14 protein-coding genes are annotated in these 17,832 nt (G+C 60.7%); all 14 read right to left on the bottom strand.

Translation table 11 applies throughout. The features are described from left to right. Positions 1–3: 3 nt before the first annotated feature. Positions 4–741, bottom strand: coding sequence for a cephalosporin hydroxylase family protein (locus ACIPLA_RS24245; RefSeq protein WP_401176577.1), 738 nt, complete (start codon positions 739–741; stop codon positions 4–6). A 17-nt stretch (positions 742–758) separates the two neighbouring features. Further along, positions 759–1,829: a class I SAM-dependent methyltransferase gene (locus ACIPLA_RS24240; protein ID WP_401176574.1), complete on the bottom strand. Its 1,071-nt coding sequence runs from the start codon at positions 1,827–1,829 to the stop codon at positions 759–761. Further along, positions 1,819–2,676 (bottom strand): NAD-dependent epimerase/dehydratase family protein, encoded by an 858-nt coding sequence (locus tag ACIPLA_RS24235; RefSeq protein WP_401176571.1) that lies wholly within the window; start codon positions 2,674–2,676, stop codon positions 1,819–1,821. Before ACIPLA_RS24235 ends, ACIPLA_RS24240 begins: the two co-directional genes overlap by 11 nt. Continuing rightward, positions 2,673–3,899 carry a methyltransferase domain-containing protein gene (locus ACIPLA_RS24230; protein WP_401176568.1) on the bottom strand — a complete coding sequence of 409 codons (1,227 nt, stop codon included), beginning with the start codon at positions 3,897–3,899 and terminating at the stop codon, positions 2,673–2,675. Before ACIPLA_RS24230 ends, ACIPLA_RS24235 begins: the two co-directional genes overlap by 4 nt. After that, positions 3,896–4,456 carry a dTDP-4-dehydrorhamnose 3,5-epimerase gene (locus ACIPLA_RS24225; RefSeq protein ID WP_218394165.1) on the bottom strand — a complete coding sequence of 187 codons (561 nt, stop codon included), beginning with the start codon at positions 4,454–4,456 and terminating at the stop codon, positions 3,896–3,898. The genes ACIPLA_RS24230 and ACIPLA_RS24225 overlap by 4 nt, the downstream gene beginning before the upstream one ends. After that, the gene (rfbG, locus tag ACIPLA_RS24220) at positions 4,453–5,535 is read right to left on the bottom strand and encodes a CDP-glucose 4,6-dehydratase (protein ID WP_401176564.1); all 1,083 of its coding nucleotides are present in this window, start codon (positions 5,533–5,535) and stop codon (positions 4,453–4,455) included. Before rfbG ends, ACIPLA_RS24225 begins: the two co-directional genes overlap by 4 nt. After that, entirely contained in the window at positions 5,517–6,290 is a 774-nt protein-coding gene (rfbF, locus tag ACIPLA_RS24215; RefSeq protein WP_008072576.1) for a glucose-1-phosphate cytidylyltransferase, read from the bottom strand. Before rfbF ends, rfbG begins: the two co-directional genes overlap by 19 nt. A 252-nt stretch (positions 6,291–6,542) precedes the next feature. Further along, on the bottom strand, positions 6,543–10,115 hold the full coding sequence (locus tag ACIPLA_RS24210) for a glycosyltransferase (protein ID WP_401176559.1): 3,573 nt from the start codon (positions 10,113–10,115) through the stop codon (positions 6,543–6,545). A 94-nt stretch (positions 10,116–10,209) separates the two neighbouring features. After that, complete coding sequence (locus ACIPLA_RS24205) at positions 10,210–11,775, bottom strand: flagellar hook-associated protein 3 (protein ID WP_123495990.1); 1,566 nt, start codon at positions 11,773–11,775, stop codon at positions 10,210–10,212. A 13-nt stretch (positions 11,776–11,788) separates the two neighbouring features. Next, on the bottom strand, positions 11,789–13,849 hold the full coding sequence (gene flgK, locus ACIPLA_RS24200; RefSeq protein ID WP_401176555.1) for a flagellar hook-associated protein FlgK: 2,061 nt from the start codon (positions 13,847–13,849) through the stop codon (positions 11,789–11,791). Between the two features lie 23 nt (positions 13,850–13,872). Next, positions 13,873–15,171, bottom strand: coding sequence for a flagellar assembly peptidoglycan hydrolase FlgJ (flgJ, locus tag ACIPLA_RS24195; RefSeq protein WP_218394161.1), 1,299 nt, complete (start codon positions 15,169–15,171; stop codon positions 13,873–13,875). Positions 15,172–15,182: 11 nt separating this feature from the next. Next, positions 15,183–16,271, bottom strand: a complete 1,089-nt coding sequence (locus ACIPLA_RS24190; protein ID WP_401176623.1) for a flagellar basal body P-ring protein FlgI — start codon at positions 16,269–16,271, stop codon at positions 15,183–15,185. A 27-nt stretch (positions 16,272–16,298) separates the two neighbouring features. Continuing rightward, positions 16,299–16,994, bottom strand: a complete 696-nt coding sequence (gene flgH, locus ACIPLA_RS24185; protein WP_218394160.1) for a flagellar basal body L-ring protein FlgH — start codon at positions 16,992–16,994, stop codon at positions 16,299–16,301. Positions 16,995–17,046: 52 nt separating this feature from the next. Next, positions 17,047–17,832 (bottom strand): flagellar basal-body rod protein FlgG, encoded by a 786-nt coding sequence (flgG, locus tag ACIPLA_RS24180; protein ID WP_008011001.1) that lies wholly within the window; start codon positions 17,830–17,832, stop codon positions 17,047–17,049.

The raw sequence follows: 17,832 nt of genomic DNA, 5'->3' as shown, positions 1-17,832 counted from the left end.
TGATTAACGAACGCGACGCAGATAGCCGTCCGGCGCTACGGTGATCAGCAGCTTGTTTTGCAGTTGCTGGTCAATTTCGAAGTCCTTGTTCTCTTCAAGGTACTTCCATACCGCAGTCTTCGGGTTGTCGCCCGGGCCCCATGGACGATCCGGAAAGAAGTCGGCCGGCATGTCTTCAACCACGGTGTCCATCACCACGCAGTAGCTGTCCACCGAAACCAATGGCGCATACAGATGCAGCTCTTCGAGCACGTGATCGTGGGTGTGGTTGGAATCCAGCACCAGGATGACTTTCTTGCCTTCGGCGGCAGCGCGCACTTTGGCGGCGATGGCCGGGTCGATGCTCGAACCTTCGATCATCGAAATGCGCTTGCTCATCGGGTGGCTTTCGATGGCTTCGCGGTTGTGCGCACGGATGTCCAGGTCGATGCCCAGCACTTCGCCGTGGCCTTGCAGCTCCAGCAACGAGGCGTAGTAGATGATCGAACCGCCGTGGGCAATGCCGCACTCGATGACCAGATCCGGTTTGACCTGCCAGATGATCTCTTGCATCGCCATCATGTCTTGCGGCAGCTGGATGATCGGACGGCCCATCCACGAGAAGTGGTAGCTGTATTTGTGCTTGGCCGATTCGTTGAAGAAGTCACGGGCCAGGCCGGTGAGTTTCTGGTCATCACCTTGCTGGGCGATCTGTTCCCGGCATTCGGCTTCGAAGGCTTTGTTGATGCTGTTGTCGGTCATTTCAAAATTCTCATTGGTCACTGGAACGAAGCGCTGTCGACGGCGTGATAGACGTAGCGTCCACCAGTCATCCGCTTGATTTCTTCGAGGTAGTTGGAGTTCATCACAAACAGGTTGGCGCCTTCGGGCAAGGCATCCATGGCCTCTTGGGGCGAGGACACCCGCGCGCCGCTCAGGGGCAGATATCGGCCCTGTTTGGCCGGATTGATATCCACCACGCGATCCACCGCCACACCCGCTCGTTGCAGGAACAGCGAATAAATCACGCCTTTGGACGACGCGCCCCAGATCGCCGAACCTCGCTCAGGCGCGGCCTGGATGATCTGCACGGCACGGTCGAGGCTGGCGGTGAAACCTTCGGGCAGCGTCAGGCGCGGCACCGGTTGTTCCGGGGTCAGGCGCAACGTGGACAGGTCGGCGACGATGTACAGATACTGGCCACCGAACAGGTGACCGGCCTCGTGCACCGTGCCGAACATCCGGCGCAGGTCATCGAGGCGGAAATAATTGACGTGCTCGTAGAACAGGTCGAACCAGGCACGGTGCTCAAGGATCCAGTCGAAGCACGGCACTTCGATGTAGATCTGCCCGCCCTGATTGGCCTCGGCGATGACCGCCAGAAAGCTCAACGGATCCTGAATATGCTCCAGCACATGCCGCAGCACGATGGCGTCCGCCGACAGACCCAGGCCGCGAGTGAATGGCGCCTTGATCACATCGGCGTTGTCGCCTTCGTAGGCCGGATCGATGCCGGTGATCGAGTAACCCAGGCCTTTGAGCAGCTCTAAAAAATACCCCTTGCCGCAGCCGACTTCGATCAGCTCTTGCCCCTTGAAGTGGCGAGCAATGATCCCTTCGACATCGTTCAGATGTTTCTGGAACTGGCCGGAATGCGCCTGCTCGTTCTGATAGTCAGCGTCGTAGCTGAGTTTGTCGGCGTCGAAGGCCTGATTGAAGATCAGCCCGCTCGTCTCGTCCTGCACCAACACCATGTCGGCGCAGGCCGAAGCTTTCGCTGATTGCGCATCGGCAAAGGTACGGTTCTGCAACACCGGCAGGTCGGCGACCCGATACAACTCATGCCTCATGCTCTGCTCCCAGTAGCTGTTGCAAACGGTCCGCCACGCCCCAGAACGCCATCGGTTCATGGGTAGGGTAAGGGTAATGGCCCAGGTTCAAATCGATTGACACGCCGCGCTCATGCAGACGTTGTTCGACCAGCGCTCTGACCGATATCGGCTGGCCGCTGCAGCAATTGATCACGCCATCAAATTCGCGCTGTTGCAGGATCGCGGCGAGGTAACCGGCGGCTGTGTCGATCGCCAGGTAATCGCGCAATTGCTCGCCGGCCGACATGTTGAAGCTGGCGTCGCCGGCCTCGATTGCCCGGTCCAGCGCAGCCAATAAACTGTTAGGGTTCTGCCCTTCCCCGTGCAGGTAAAACAGCCGCGCCCATTGCAGGGTGAACGGTTGAACCTGCTGCAGATTTTCGAGGAACAGCCGTAGCGTGTTTTTCGCCAACCCGTAAGGGTTACTCGGCCGCGCCTCGGTCTGCTCGCTGAGCGGTCCGCTCTGCAGGCCGTATTCGAAACAGGTGCCGGTGACCAACACTTGCGGCACACCCGCCTCGACCGCGCCCTTGATGAACCGGTAATCGGCCATCAAGTTATGCTCGAAATGGAACAGCGCCTGATAGTTCGGCAACCCCGGCCATGCCAGATGCGCCAGGGCGTCGATGCCATCGGTCAGCGCTGGAATGTTCAGCTCGTCGGCGTGAATATCCGCCGCGATAAACTCCACAGCATTGATCCACGGCAAACTCGCAGCGGCCTCGGCGTTACGCGCCACGGCCCGGACTTGACAGCCACGGGTGAGCAAGGCTTCGACCAAGTGTCGGCCGACGAACCCTGTGGCACCGGTCACGAGCACTTTCACAGCACGGTCAACTCAGGCACAGCGATCACGAAACGGCCATCCCACTGCCGTACCTGCGCCAGTTGCTGACTGACTTCGTGAAGCAAATTCCACGGCAGCACCAGCACGTAATCCGGTTTCTCCAGATCGATCTGCGCCGGCGAAACGATCGGAATGCGACTGCCCGGCAGGTACTTGCCCTGTTTGTGCGGGTTGGCGTCGGCCACCCAGGCCAGCAGGTCCGGTTTGACCCCGGCGTAGTTGAGCAAGGTGTTGCCCTTGGCCGCCGCGCCATAACCGACCACGCGCTTGCCGTCGGCCTTGGCCTGCAGCAGGAAACGCAGCAGTTCGTGCTTGATACATTCAGCCGCTGGCGCCAGGGTCGCGTAGTACTCGGGCGTCTTCACCCCGGCGTCCAGTTCAGCCTGCAACTGATGCTGCACAGTTGGTTGGACGGCGCGGCGTTCACCGTCCTTGCGCTGCACGAACACCCGCAACGACCCGCCATGAGTCGTCAACTGGCTGACATCGAACACCTCCAGCCCATTGCGCTCGCACAGCGTCTGCACGGCGGTCAGGGACAGATAGGAATAATGCTCGTGATACAGCGTGTCGAACTGCTGCCCCGCCATCAGCGTCAACAGCTGTGGAAACTCGAACGTCGCCACACCGGTGGGCTTGAGCAAGGTGGCGAAACCACCGAGGAAATCATTGATGTCCGGCACATGGGCGAGCACGTTGTTGGCAGCCATCAGGTCAGCGGCCCAGCCTTCGCTGTTCAACTGCGCAGCGGTGTCGCGACCGAAAAACAGTTCGCGAATCTGCAGGCCTTTTTCCCGTGCCGCCAGCGCGGTGCTGCGGGTTGGCTCAACGCCCAGACAAGGGATGCCGCGCCCCGCCACGTACTGCAACAGGTAACCATCATTGGCGGCGATTTCCACCACGCGGCTGTCGGCGGTCAGGCCGAAGCGTTCGACCATCTCGGCGACATAGCGCTCGGCGTGGGCCAGCCAGGTGCTGGAGAACGAACTGAAATACGCATATTCGGCATCAAACAGACTGTCGGCGCGGGTGTAATCCTCGGTCTGCACCAGCCAGCACTGCTGACACACCGCGACCTTCAGCGGCACCCATTGCTCGGCTTGTTCCAGGCAATCCGCATGCACGTAGGCATTGGACGGCGGCGAGGTGCCGAGATCGATCAGCGGCAGGCTCAGCGGTGCAGCGCAACCACGGCAATTCATAGACGCACTCCAGCGAAGTGTTCATCGAGCAAGGGATGGCTGGAATCCCTGGCCGACAGATTATTGACAGGCAACGGCCAGGCGATGGCCAGCCGTGGATCGTTCACGCTCAAGCCACCCTCATGCGCAGGCGCGTAATCGTTGCTGTGCAGGTAGAGCAATTCGGCGTCGTCGGTGAGGGTCTGGAAACCATGGGCGAACCCGGCCGGGATCAGCAGGCTGCGGCCGTCGCCGGCCTGCAGGTGTTCGGCGTGCCAGTGCAGAAAAGTTTCGGAGTCAGGGCGCAAGTCCACCGCCACATCCCAGACCTCGCCACGCAGGCAGGTAATCAACTTGGCTTCCGGCGCATTGGAATTTTGATAATGCAGGCCGCGCACACTGCCCCGCTCGCGAGTGCAGGAATGATTGATCTGGCGGATATGAAACGTCTGGCCGAAGGCGCTCAGGCTGCCTTCGCAAAACAGCCGAGCGAAGTGCCCGCGATCATCTTCGAAGCGTTTGTGCTGGACACTGAACAGACCGGCCAGCGGCAAGGCTTTCAACAGGAACTCGCTCACAGCGCGCCTCGGTACACGTTCAACTGGTTCAAGGTGACTTCACGCATGTCATCGCCGTTCTGCCATGCCAGGTGCCAATCGAGGGTCTGGGTCAGGCACTGCTGTAACGACCAGCGCGGTTGCCAGGCCAGCAGCTGACGGGCGCGGCTGCTGTCCAGGCGCAGCAGACCGGCCTCATGCAAATCAGTGGGTTCGATGCGCAAGCCGCGCGCTTGCGGCCAGCGGCTGGCGAGCAACTCGACCACTTCACCGACGCTGCACATGTCCGCTTCGCTCGGGCCAAAATTCCACGCACCGGCAAACGCCGGGCCCTGCTCGTAGAGGCCGGCGGCCAGTTGCAGGTAACCAGCCAATGGTTCCAATGCGTGCTGCCATGGGCGCACGGCTTGCGGGTAGCGCAGGGTCACCGGCTCATCCGCCGACCAGGCTTTGAGCACATCGGGAATCAGGCGCTCAGGCGCAAAGTCGCCACCGCCCAACACATTGCCGGCACGCGCGGTGGCCAACGCCAAGCCATGCTCGGTGTACTTGTCGGCCGGGAAAAACGATGCGGCGTAAGACTGCGCCAACAATTCACAGCAAGCCTTGCTGCTGCTGTAAGGGTCATGACCGCCGAGGGCTTCGTTCTCGCGGTACGGCCACAGCCATTCCTTGTTGGCGTAGACCTTGTCAGTGGTCACCAGCACACAGGCACGCACGCCGCCGACCTGGCGGATCGCTTCAAGCAGATTGAGCGTGCCCATGACGTTGCTGGAATAGGTGCCAAGCGGATCGCGATAGCCTTCGCGCACCAGCGGTTGGGCCGCCAGATGCAGGACGATTTCCGGCTGGGTTTCGGCGATCAATTCCAGTAAGGCACCGAGATCACGCAGGTCACCGCGCTGATCATTGATGCCCTCGTGCACGCGGGCCAGTTCGAACAGGCTCGGCTCGGTGGACGGATCGAGCGAAAACCCGCTGACCTCGGCACCGAGGCTTTGCAGCCACAACGTCAACCAGCTGCCTTTGAAACCGGTGTGGCCGGTCAGCAGAACACGTTTGCCGCGCCAGAATTGCGGACTCAGTCCCATTGCTTCCATGGGGCCTCCCCGCTCTGCCACAGCGCTTCGAGGTGGTTCTTGTCGCGCAGGGTGTCCATCGGATGCCAGAAACCTTCGTGCTCGAAGGCCTTCAACTGTTCATCCTGGGCCAGTCGCGCCAAGGGCTCGGCTTCCCAAGTGGTTTCGTCACCGCCGATGTATGACAGCACTTTGGGCGAAAGCACAAAGAAACCGCCATTGATCCAGCCACCGTCGCCACGGGGCTTTTCGGTGAAACCAAGCACCTGATCGCCGTGACGCTCCAGGGCACCGTAACGGCCCGGCGGTTGTACGGCGGTGACGGTCGCCAGACGACCGTGGGCGCTGTGGTAGTCCACCAGTTGACGGATATTGATATCGGAGACGCCGTCGCCGTAGGTGAAGCAGAACGCCTCTTCGTCCTTGAGGTAACGGCCGGCGCGCAACAAGCGGCCGCCGGTCATGGTTTCCTCACCGGTGTCGATGAGCGTGACGCTCCACGGTTCGCTGTAGTTCTGGTGCACGTCCATGCGGTTATTGCGCATGTCGAAGGTGACGTCGGAGGTGTGCAGGAAGTAATTGGCGAAGAAGTCCTTGATCGCATAGCCCTTGTAGCCAAGGCAAATCACGAAATCATGAATCCCATGGGCAGAGTACTGTTTCATGATGTGCCAAAGAATTGGCTTGCCACCGATCTCGATCATCGGCTTGGGCTTGAGGTGCGACTCTTCGCTGATGCGCGTACCGAGACCACCCGCCAGAATTACTGCCTTCATCGCTGTCCTCTTGCTCTTCGCGCGGCGCGGCAGCCCCCCGCAAGGGTCGGCGAGCCGTCATGCACATCATTTACCCGCAGCCATTGGGCCGGTCATCCCCTCGGGGGTGAAGGTTTTATGGCGATATACGGGCGACTTGCAGGAAGTGAGCCAATTGCGCAGGACAAAAAAATCGCAGCCTTCGCCAGTCAACACATTCCTGTGAAGCTGTCGAAGGCTGCGATTTTTGATCCTTGGAAGGTAATAGCAGAATCAGTCCGGCAACCAGCCCCATAACCAGTGATTGAGGTTGTCGCCACGCAACATGAAATCGCGATGCACCGCTTCACGCAATTCATCGCCCATACGATAGCTGGCATCCGGGTCAGCCAGGTGCATGCGGATCGCCTGCAGCCATTCGTCCGTGCTGTTGCTATAGACCTTGGTACACGGCAAGTGGCCGCGGTAGGCCTCGGTGTCAGTGCAGATCACCGGGTACCCGCAGGCGCCGTATTCCAGCAGGCGCAGGTTGCTTTTGCAGTCGTTGAAGATATGAAATTCCAGCGGTGCCAGCGCCAGGTCAAGGTTCAGACTGGCCAGTTTGAATGGGTAGCTCTGCAAACCGATGGTGGAGTGAAACTCGTGAACATACGGACGCAAGGCGTCAGGGCACATGCCGAAGAACACCCACTCGACTTCGTCCGCCAGTTCGCGCACAACCTCGGCAATGATCTCCAGGTCACCGGTGTGGCTGGTGCCGCCCCCCCAGCCGACTCGCGGCTTGCTGGAGGTGCGACGGTGACTGGTCAGTGTCGCCCAAGGGTCCGGCGATAGCATGTTCGGCACCACGCGGATCTCGCTGTGCATACTCGACAAGGCATCGGCCAGTGGCTGAGTGGTGACCACTACGCGATCGCACAGGCCAATGCCTTCGCGCAACAGCTGCTCGGTATTGACCGGTTTGTTGCGGGCGTGGGTGTTTTTCTTCGGCGCACTGACGATGTAGTCGTCGAGTTCGAAAATTCGTAGCGCACTGGAATACTTTTTCATCCGCAGAATGTCACCCGCGGCGCCTTCGCTGTAACGCCCTTGCAGAATGATCGTGTCGGGTGACAGACGCTCGATCTCCACGGTCGACGGCGACTCATAGGCCACCCGCGCGATCACCCGACCGGCTGCTTCGAGTTCGGCCAGCGGCGCGGTTACCCGGTAATGGCCAACGGCGGTACTGTTAACCGGCAGACCGAGAATCAACGGCAAGGCACGGGTACAAAACGGGTTCCAGTTATTGCGCAGTGACGGCTCCAGACTGAAGCTGGAAATCCCAAGGCTCAGCGCCGGGCTGTAGGCCGGATCCTTGGCGATCTTCGGCAGCCATTTGCGATAAAAGTCCTCCTGTTCACGCTCGCGCAGCGCCAGTGTCGAAGGCTGTGCCGGCGACACATCTTGCGGCACCCACACCACGCTGGCGTAAGGCGTCCAGACCACCAGGTAGCCATCCTTGGTCGCCCGCAAACACAAGTCGACGTCGCTGAGGCCTAGGGTGAAGGTCACCTCATCGAACTGCTCGAGTTCATCGAACACTTGCTTGCGCACCATCAGGCAGTGATTGCTCACCGCACTCCAGTTCTGGGTCACATGCAAACGCTGCATGTAGCCGCGAGAACCGGCCGCTTCGCCATAAAATGGCGAACCGACGGGTCCGGCAAGACCAAGAATCAACCCGGCACTGACGATCGAGCCCTCGGGGCTGAGGATGCGGGCACCGACCACACCCACTTCGGGGCGCTGGGCGTGATTGAGCAATTCATCCAGCCAGTCGCTGTCGCAGATTACCGTCTGCGCACTGAGCAGCAGCAAGTACTCGCCATGCGCCAGGCTCGCGGCAAAGTTACGGATCGCCGCGTCGTTGGCGTCACCGGCGTAACGCAAGACTCTCAGCATTGCGGCGCCCAGTTGCGCCATCGCTTCCAGCCAGTCGAGCATCGCCGGGTCGTCCGTGCCGCTGTCGACGATCAGGATTTCGTATCGGCTATAGGCCGTGCGCTCGATCAGGCCTTCGATGCATCGCTGCAACGCGTACAGCGAATCGCCGGTCTGGATGATGATCGACACCAGCGGTCGCACCCCATGGAGGTAGTCGATGCGGTTGATCAGCGGCAACGCTTCCTGCCGGATCGCGTGCGCCACGCCAATACGATCCAGGTGCGCACTGACCATGCCGGCGTTGCTCTCGATCACTTCGGGCAATGACAGCCAGGCGGCGAAAGACTGAGTCGACTCTACCTGGATTTCGGCGATGTGCTCGATGGTTTGCGGCCCGGCCTCTTCCACCAGACGCCATAACAAATCGTGCGGTGCCAGCTCACCGTGAGCCGGATCGAAACCGCCCAGCGCCATGAAGCGCTGCCGCTCGAAGGCCAGGGTTCGACCGACGTAGGGATAGGCGCGCATCAGGTCGAGGTTGAAATCGGGTTTGAACACCGGATCGATCGACTCGCCATCGACCAGCGCGCCTTCGTCACTGTAAGCACAAAGAATGCCCGCCGAACCGGCAATGCGTTCGGCCAGGATCAGCAGAGCCGACTCGCGCAAGGTGTCGCCAGCGTGCAGCAGATAAAACCAGTGAGCACCTTCCAGTTGCGGTACCACGGCGTTGAGCTGTTGCGCCCAATCCGCCTGGAACGGCAACTGCACCACGCGATCGTCAGTCGCACACAAGGCATCGGACAACACCAGCACTGCCTGAGGCGCGTACAGTTGCTGGCTAATACTCTGCAACGTCGTCTTGAGCCCCGCACCGTCAGCTGTGCTGTCGATCACGATAGGCACGATCTGCGGACGGTACGCCCAACTGTCGAGACGTTGCGGCATGAGCCGTTGCTCGACATCGGAGAACCTGCGGATCGCCAGCCATTCGCGATAGAAATCGGCGTAGCTTTCGCTCTCCCCGCCCACCCGGCCATTCACCACCGTGTTGCGGTTGCCCAGAATGCGCACCACACACAGCTCTTCCCAGGCGTGGGGCTGGTCGGTGATTTTAGTCAGTTCGATGTAGCGCACCCAACCCGATGCCGGTGCCGATTCACCGCTGCGCGCCGCGAGCATCTGCGAAAGCCAGTTCCACTCCACGGCTGCGGCCTTGACCATTTCAGGGGTTTTGCTAAGGCGCTCCGGATACAGACGTTCAGTGCTCAACACAGTGCTCAGCGACACCAGATTGCCGCGACGCATCAAGCACACGAACAAGGCGAAATCGAGCATGGCGACGAAACCGGCACCTTCCTGAATCAGCGCCGGCAACAGCTCCAGTACATCGGCGCGACGCATCAGGGTCGAACTGAAATTGCCGAGGAAATTCTTTGGCGTGCCTTCAAAGATCGCCAGCATGTCATCGCCCTTGAGCAAGGCGTCGTTCGGCGAGAACCGGCAGTTGTCGACCCGTGGCGGCAAGATGAAATTGCCGGCGTCGCTGAGCATCCGCAAGGCAAACACCACATTCACGTCCGCGTGGTCAATCAACACCTGCGCCTGCAAGGCAATGCTCGGTGAAAACAGACGGTCGTCGTCGCACAGCACTTTAATGAACTCGCCCCGGGCTTGCTCGACGCAACGCAATACGTTCTTCTGCAAACCCAGACGCTGCGGATTGCGCAAGTAACGAATCGGGTGAGCCGGCTCGACGAAGGTCTCGACAATGTCGCGGATTTCGTCGCTGGACGAATCGTCGCAGATGACGATCTCGACGTGCTCGTAGGTCTGGGCGAGCGCACTTTCCAATGCCTGACTGAAGAAGCGCGGATTGAAGGCTGGGATGACGATGCTGACGAGGGGGCGTTGATTCACGGCGGAAACTCTCGAGCGGCGGGCCTCTACCCTTTCAGGCAGAGGCCCCGGAACCGCTTAAAAAAAGACGGTTGGCTGCTCGGCAGGCGCAGGCTCAGACCTTGTTGAACAGGCCCAACTGAGCAATCTTGCTGAAGGCCAGTTGCGAGGCTTGCAACATGGTTTGTTGCAGGGTCAGACGGGTCATCACTTCAGCCGGATCGGAATCGCGGATCGATGATTGGGTCTGGGCATTGGCCAGTTTCAAGCTCTGGTTGGTATCGCTCTGGGTATCCAGGGCAGCACCGCGACCACCGACCGAGCTCAAGGCACTGGACAGCTGATCGGTACCGCTGGCCAGGTTGGCAATACCGGAAGCCAATGACGCTTGCAGCTTCTGAGTAGCGATCGGATCACCGTTGGTTGGCGTATTCAGCGCGGTTTTCAACTGGCTCACGGTGTCCAGGATGTTCTGGGTTTCGTGAGTGTTGACCGCGATGCTGAACTGATCGTTGGCAGCCGGCGTACCACTCAACGTGAAACTCACACCCGATGCAGTGGCGACGCTACCGGCCATGGTTCCGCTAGACACAGGCTTGCTGCTGGCCGTCAAAGGCGCCGCATACAGGTCGAAGGCGGTGGCGCTGGTGAACTTGAGGATCGCAGAACCGGTAGGGAAACTGGCGTGGTAATCCGCCGGGTTGGTGATGCTGCTGGTGGTGACCTGCGCCGCCGAAGGGTTGCCCGGGCTGCCGGTTGCGCTGAAGGTGTCCGGCTTGGCCGCCAGGGTAAACGTGTGGCCAGGCAGCACGGTCGCCGCCGTGTCGCCGGCGCTCAGGTTGATGTTCAGGGTCAGCTCGACGCCACGGAAAGTGACGGCCTGGCCGGTCTTGCTGGCAGGATCGAACGCGCCACCCTGACTGGCTTCGGCAGTCACGTCATTGCCGCCCGAGTCAGTGATTTTCAGCTGGGTGCCGCTGACGAAATCCACGGTATACGGCTCGCCGCTGCGGAATTTGGCGTTGTAGGTGACGTTCGACGACACTTGGCCGTTGGACAGGGTCACGCGGCCGTCGTCCACGACCGGCGCGGTCCGGGTGACCTCGCTACGGCTGGTGTTGATCGCTTGCTGGAATGCATCCCAACCGGTGCTGTTGGTGGCCATCGACATGGTGTCGCCGATCGCCAGGTCAAGCGTTACCTGGTCACCGTTGTAGCTGTAGGTGCCATCGTTGTTACGTGTGAACGGCACGGTATCGCCCTTGGAACCGGCGAAGATGTATTTACCGTTCTCGTCTTTGCTGTTCATCAGGCTGAGCAGCTGCTCTTCGATCTGCCCCAGCTCCGATGCGTTGGCCTGGCGGTCGGCATCGGTATAACCGGCGTTGCCTGCGCCTACGGCCAATTCCTTGGCGCGTTGCAGCACGTTATTGATGCTGGTCATCACTGCTTCCGTGGTGCCCAGGGTTGCCTTGATGGTGGTGGTATTGGCTTCATACTGATCAAGCATCGAAGCCTGCTGACCCAGTTGCAGCAAACGCGAAGCGCCGACCGGATCATCCGCCGCGGTATTCACACGAACCAGGCTGCTGGCCTCTTCGCTGCTCTTGACCACGTTGGCGAAGTTCTTCTGATAGTTGGCGGCAGAGGACTCGTAAAACTGGGCGGTAGAAATGCGCATGGGCTACGACTCCTTAAAGACTGTTGATCAGTGTGCTGAAGATTTCCTGCGCAGCCTTGATGATCTGCGAAGACGCGGTGTAGTACTGCTGGTACTTGACCAGGTTGCCGGTTTCCTCATCGAGGTCGACCCCGGACAACGAGTCGCGAGCGCCCTTGGCGTTGGCCAGAATCGCTTCGGTGGCAGCGCTGTCGAGCTTGCCTTGGGCGGCTTTGGCGCCTACGCCCTCAACCAGTTTGCCGTAGGCGTCGGTCAGGGAAATGCCTTTGCTCGCCGAACCGGTATCCACGGTCTGCTTGGTCTGCAAGCCAGCCAGTGTGGTGCCGTTACGGTTGTCCAGCGTACCCGGTTGGCTGAGCGAGACGTTGATCGCAGAGCCTTGACCTGGCGAACCGGCCACGGTCATGTCAAACGACACAGTGCGCTGCACAACTGGCGGCCCCGGGTCATTGATCGCGGCGCCGCTGGCGTCGACCAGAGGAATGGTCAGGCTCAGCGTATTGTTCTGGCCCGGCACAATGGTGCCGCTGCTGAGCGGGTTACCTTGGGCATCGAGCATTTGATAAGTCTGGGTCGTACCACCGGCCGTGCCGAACACAATCTTGACCGGAGTCGAGGTCTTCAGGCCGTTCTGGATCGTGGTGGTGGTCGCCGTGTCGTAGATATCGAACTTCGTGGTCAGGGTCGGTTGACCGCTGGCCGGAATCGTCAATGTGCCGCTGCCGCCCGGCGCGATGGCGGCGCCCAAGGGTGCCGCGATGGCCAGGCGCTTGGAGTCGGTCATCTCGGTCTTGATGGTGGTCGCCGCGTTGCGGGTCGGGGTGATCTTGAAGGTGTCGCCGGCGGCTGCGGTGCCACCGGTGAGCTTCATCGAGAAACCATCGACCACTGGCGGCGGCGTGGTCAGCGTGCTGAATGCGCCCATGGCGGTGCCTTCAGGCAGGCGCTGCACGGTGTAGTTCGTGGCGCTGGTGAAGATGACCTTGTAATCGTTGATGGTCAGCTTGCCGCTGTCCTCGATGCTCACCTCGAAGTTGCCCGAGCCGGCGCTGTTGCCGACCGTGGCGACGCTGCGCTGAGCCATTTGAGCGGCACTGTTGATGCTGTTGAACAGGTTCGAACCGAAGTCACCGTTCTTGTCGATGCCCTGGGCCTGGATGGTATTCATCTGATCGGCGACGACCAGTGCCACACGCCCCAGCTCGTTCATGGCCGGGTCCAGCACGGTGCTGCGATAGCGCAGCAAGCCGCCCATTTCACCACCGGTCATCACCGAAGTGATGTCGATGGTGCTCGAACCACGATTGAGCTGAATGGCCGAGCGCGAAGGGTCGTCTTTGCTCGGCACCACTTCCAGTTTGCTGGCGGTGCTGCCCATGACCAGCGGCTGACCGCTGCCCAGGTAAATGTCGAGGTTACCGTCACGCTCCATCACCTGCGCACCGGTGAAAGTGGACAGTTGGCGTACGGTCTCGTTGCGCGCATCGAGCAAGTCGTTGGGCTGGCCGCCGGCTTTGGAAACTTCGGAAATCTTCTGGTTCAGCTGGGCCACGGTGGCGGCCAGTTTATTGACCTGATCGGCCATGTCCGCCAGGTTGCCGTTGACGTTGGCGTTCTGCTGCGTCAACTGGCTGGAGATCGAGTTGAACCGGTTGCTCAGCGCCTGCGCATCGCTGAGCAGCAGTTGGCGGGAAGCATCGTCGCCCGGCTTGGCGTTGACGTTCTGTACCGAGGCGAAGAACTTGGTCAAGGCGCCATTGAGGCCGGTGCCGCTGTCCGAGAGCAACTTATCGAGCGGGCTGATCTGCCCGGCGTAGGCAGCCGAGTCGCTGTTAAGCGAAGTGGTGGTCTGCAGTTGCGCATCCAGGTAGCTGTTGTACACCCGACGCACATCGGCCAGGGTCGTACCGGTGCCGATGTAGACATTGCCGAACTGATTCGAAGCCTTGGTGCCCTGCACGGTTTGCTGGCGTGAGTACCCGGCGGTGTCGGCGTTGGCAATGTTATTGCCGGTAGTCATCAGCGCGGATTGGCCAGCGGCCAGACCCGACATCCCGATATTGAGCAAACTCATGGTTCAGACCTTATGCCTTGTGCCTATAAAGGCGTAGTGGAAGCGCCCGCCGCAGCGTAGTTTTGGTAACTCGTCATCTGCTTGGCTATCTGCGAAATCTTGCTTGCGTAATCCGGGTCGGTTGCATACCCGGCTTTTTGCAACTCGCGTACAAACTGTTCTGGGTTATCGGCCGACTTCAGCACATCTTGATAGCGATTATTGCTTTGCAGCAGCGTCACAAGGTCATGGAAGCTGTCTTTGTAAGAGGCGTAGGAACGGAACTCGGCCGTCTCCTTGACCATCTCGCCATTTCTGAATTCGCTGGTGATCGCCCGCGCCGAATCGCCCTTCCAGTTACTGCTGGCCTTGATGCCGAACAGGTTGTGGCTGCTGCTGCCATCCTGGGCGCGCATGACCGATTTGCCCCAACCGGTTTCCAGGGCAGCCTGAGCCACCAGGTAACGTGGATCGACACCGATACGGTCGGCAGCTTCTTTGGCCATCGGCAGCATGGTGTTGACGAATTCGTCGGCGGAACTGAAGGCTTTCTTCGCCGGCGCCAGGGGTATTTGGGCCATGGCACGCCCATAAATCTGCATGCGTCCGCTGGCCGCTGTATCCGTTTGCGCAGCCAGCCAATCGCCGTTGTACAGGGAACCGGAACTGGTCGCGGTACTCTGCGGCACCTGGATTTTGTTCTGTGCTGCGGTGGCGGTCGTCGCCGTGGTCGATGCCGACGGCACCAGCCCGGCGAGCAAACGATCAGCCAGTTTCGGTGGCAATGCCAGACGCCGCTGATTGATCAGCGCCATGTCATTGCGATGAGCACCCTCGCCCGCGCTTGCCGGCGTCTTCACCGAGCGCGAAGCCCACAACGGGCGCTCACCATTGAGACGCGACAGTGGTCCGTTGGTGGCGACCGTACCGGCGGCAATCGGTGTTTCCACGGCAGCTTGCGCGGCGGCTTGCTTGGCGGCAGACGCTGCCGCGGCCTCACCCGGCGCCATCGGTTTGTTCTTCGACATCTGGCGCATCAGCACGTCCGCCAGGCCAATACCGCCGCCTTCGCGGGACAGGGAAACGGCCAACTGCTGGTCGTACATTTCCTGGTATTGCTTGGCTGCCGGCGTGTTGAGCGGGTTGTCCTGGCCCAGCGCTTCGGTGGCCGAACGCATGGACTTGAGCATTTCACCCAGAAACAGCGATTCGAATTCCTGCGCCACTTTGCGCATGTTCGCATCGCTGTTCTTGTCACCGACCTTGAGCTGGTTCAGGCGATTCAGGTCCGAGTAGGAACCCGAATCGCTGCTGCTGACCAGACCGCTTTTGCGCATATCCATGATCGCCGTCCTCAGATCACAATCAGATCGGCTTGCAACGCGCCGGCCTGCTTCAGCGCTTCGAGGATCGCCATCAAGTCACCCGGTGCCGCGCCGACCTGGTTCACCGCACGGACGATTTCGTCGAGGGTGGTGCCCGGGCCGAATTTGAACATTGGCTTGGCTTCTTGCTGAGCGTTGACCCGCGAGCGCGGCACAACCGCCGTCTGCCCGTTGGACAGAGGGCCGGGCTGGCTGACAATCGGGTCTTCGGTGATGGTTACGGTCAGGCTGCCGTGGGTCACGGCGGCCGGGGAAACCTTGACGTTCTGGCCGATCACGATGGTGCCGGTGCGCGAGTTGATGATGACTTTCGCCACCGCCTGGCCCGGGTCGACTTCGAGGTTTTCGAGGATCGACAAATAGTCGACCCGCTGGCTCGGATCGAGTGGCGCAGTCACGCGGATCGAACCACCGTCGATGGCCTGAGCGACGCCAGGGCCAAGCATGTTGTTGATCTTGTCGACGATGCGCTTGGCGGTAGTGAAGTCCGAACGGTTGAGGTTCAGGGTCAGGCTGTTGCCCTGATTGAAACCGCTTGGCACGGCACGCTCGACCGACGCACCGCCAGGGATGCGACCGGCCGACGGAACGTTGACGGTGATCTTCGAACCGTCACGTCCTTCGGCATCGAAACCGCCCACCACCAGGTTGCCCTGAGCGACGGCGTAGACGTTGCCGTCGATACCTTTGAGCGGCGTCAGCAACAACGTACCGCCACGCAGGCTCTTGGAGTTACCGATGGACGCAACGGTGATATCTATCTGTTGACCCGGCTTGGCGAACGCCGGCAGATCAGCACTGATCGACACCGCCGCGACGTTCTTCAATTGCACGTTGCCCGAACCTGCCGGCACCTTGATGCCGAACTGCGAAAGCATGTTGTTGAAGGTCTGCAGGGTGAACGGGGTCTGGGTCGTCTGATCGCCGGTGCCGTTAAGCCCGACCACCAGGCCGTAGCCGATCAATTGGTTGGAACGCACACCGGAAATACTGGCGATGTCCTTCAGTCGCTCGGCTTGAGCGTCGAAGGCCGCCGTCAGCAACAGGACGCCCACCATAAGGCTTTTCAGATTCAACGTAGCCACCTAGAAAGGGAACAGCGGGCTGAGGAAGAAACGGTCGAACCAGCCTGGCTGACTCGCATCGGCAAACGCACCGGTGCCCGAATAGGTGATGCGTGCATCGGCGACGCGGGTCGACGACACGGTGTTGTCGGTGGCGATGTCATCGGCGCGAACGAGGCCGGCAATCCGCACCAGCTCATCACCGGTGTTGAGGGTCAGCCACTTCTCGCCGCGCACGGCGATGATGCCGTTGGGCAACACGTCGGCGACGGTCACGGTGATCGAACCGGTCAGGCTGTTGCTTTGGCCGGACTTGCTGTCGCCCTTGGTGGCGCGGTCACCTTCATAACCGACGTCCAGACTCAGGCTGCCGCTGCCCACTGGATCACTGGTGCTCAGGCCGCCCCCGAAAAACGAGCTCAGACCGATGTCGGTCTTGCTGTTCTTGTCGATCTGCGAGTTGGCGTTCTTGCTCGCCTGGGTGCGCTCGTTCAGGGTGATGGTGATGATGTCACCGACCCGGAACGCCTTGCGGTCGCTGTACAGGTTCTGTTCGAAACCGGCCTGGTAGATCGAGCCGTTATTGGCGGCAGCCGGCAGCGGCGTGCGCGGCAACACCGGGGCGTAGTAAGGGTCATTGGGCTTGGGCGGCGGGGCGACGCAGCCCGCGAGCAAAACGGCCCCACTCAGTGCCAGAACAGATACAAAGCGATTCATGACCCTACCTCACGGTATTGCAGGCGACCTCATGGCCGCCTCATAGACTTGATTACAGATTCTGCGTTACGAACGAGAGCATCTGGTCGGCGGTGGAGATCACCTTGGAGTTCATCTCGTAGGCGCGCTGAGTGGTGATCATGTTGACCATCTCTTCAACGGTGCTGACGTTGGACGTTTCCAGGGTGTTCTGCAGCGTGGTGCCGAAACCGGCAAGGCCCGGGGTGCCGACTTGCGGCGCGCCACTGGCAGCGGTTTCCAGGAACAGGTTGTTACCCACCGCTTGCAGACCGGCCGGGTTGATGAAGTCGGCGGTTTGCAGGTTGCCGATCACCTGGGAAGCCGGGTTGCCGGCAACGGTGATGGACACGGTGCCGTCTCGGCCGACGGTGAAGGTCTGGGCGTCGTTCGGAATGACAATGGCCGGCTCCAGGGCGAAACCGCTGGCGTTGACGATCTGGCCGTTGGAATCCAGGTGGAACGTACCGTCACGGGTGTAGGACGTGGTGCCGTCCGGCTGCAGGATCTGGAAGAAACCGCGACCGTCGATGGCCATGTCCAACGGTTGCTCGGTGGTTTGCAGGCTGCCGGCGGTGAAGTTTTTCTGGGTGCCGACGATGCGCACACCGGTACCCACTTGCAGACCCGACGGCAATTCGCTGTCCTGGGTCGACTGGGCGCCTGGCTGGCGTTTGATCTGATACAGCAAGTCCTGGAACTCGGCGCGGTCACGTTTGAAACCCGTGGTCGATACGTTCGCCAGGTTGTTGGAAATGGTGGTGAGGTTGGTGTCCTGGGCGGACAGACCTGTTTTGGCAACCCATAGAGCCGGAAGCAT

Source organism: Pseudomonas sp. NPDC086112 (assembly GCF_044746425.1).
Classification (GTDB): domain Bacteria; phylum Pseudomonadota; class Gammaproteobacteria; order Pseudomonadales; family Pseudomonadaceae; genus Aquipseudomonas.
Note: the sequence above shows the minus strand (reverse complement) of the source record. Positions and strands in the feature narration are given on the sequence as shown.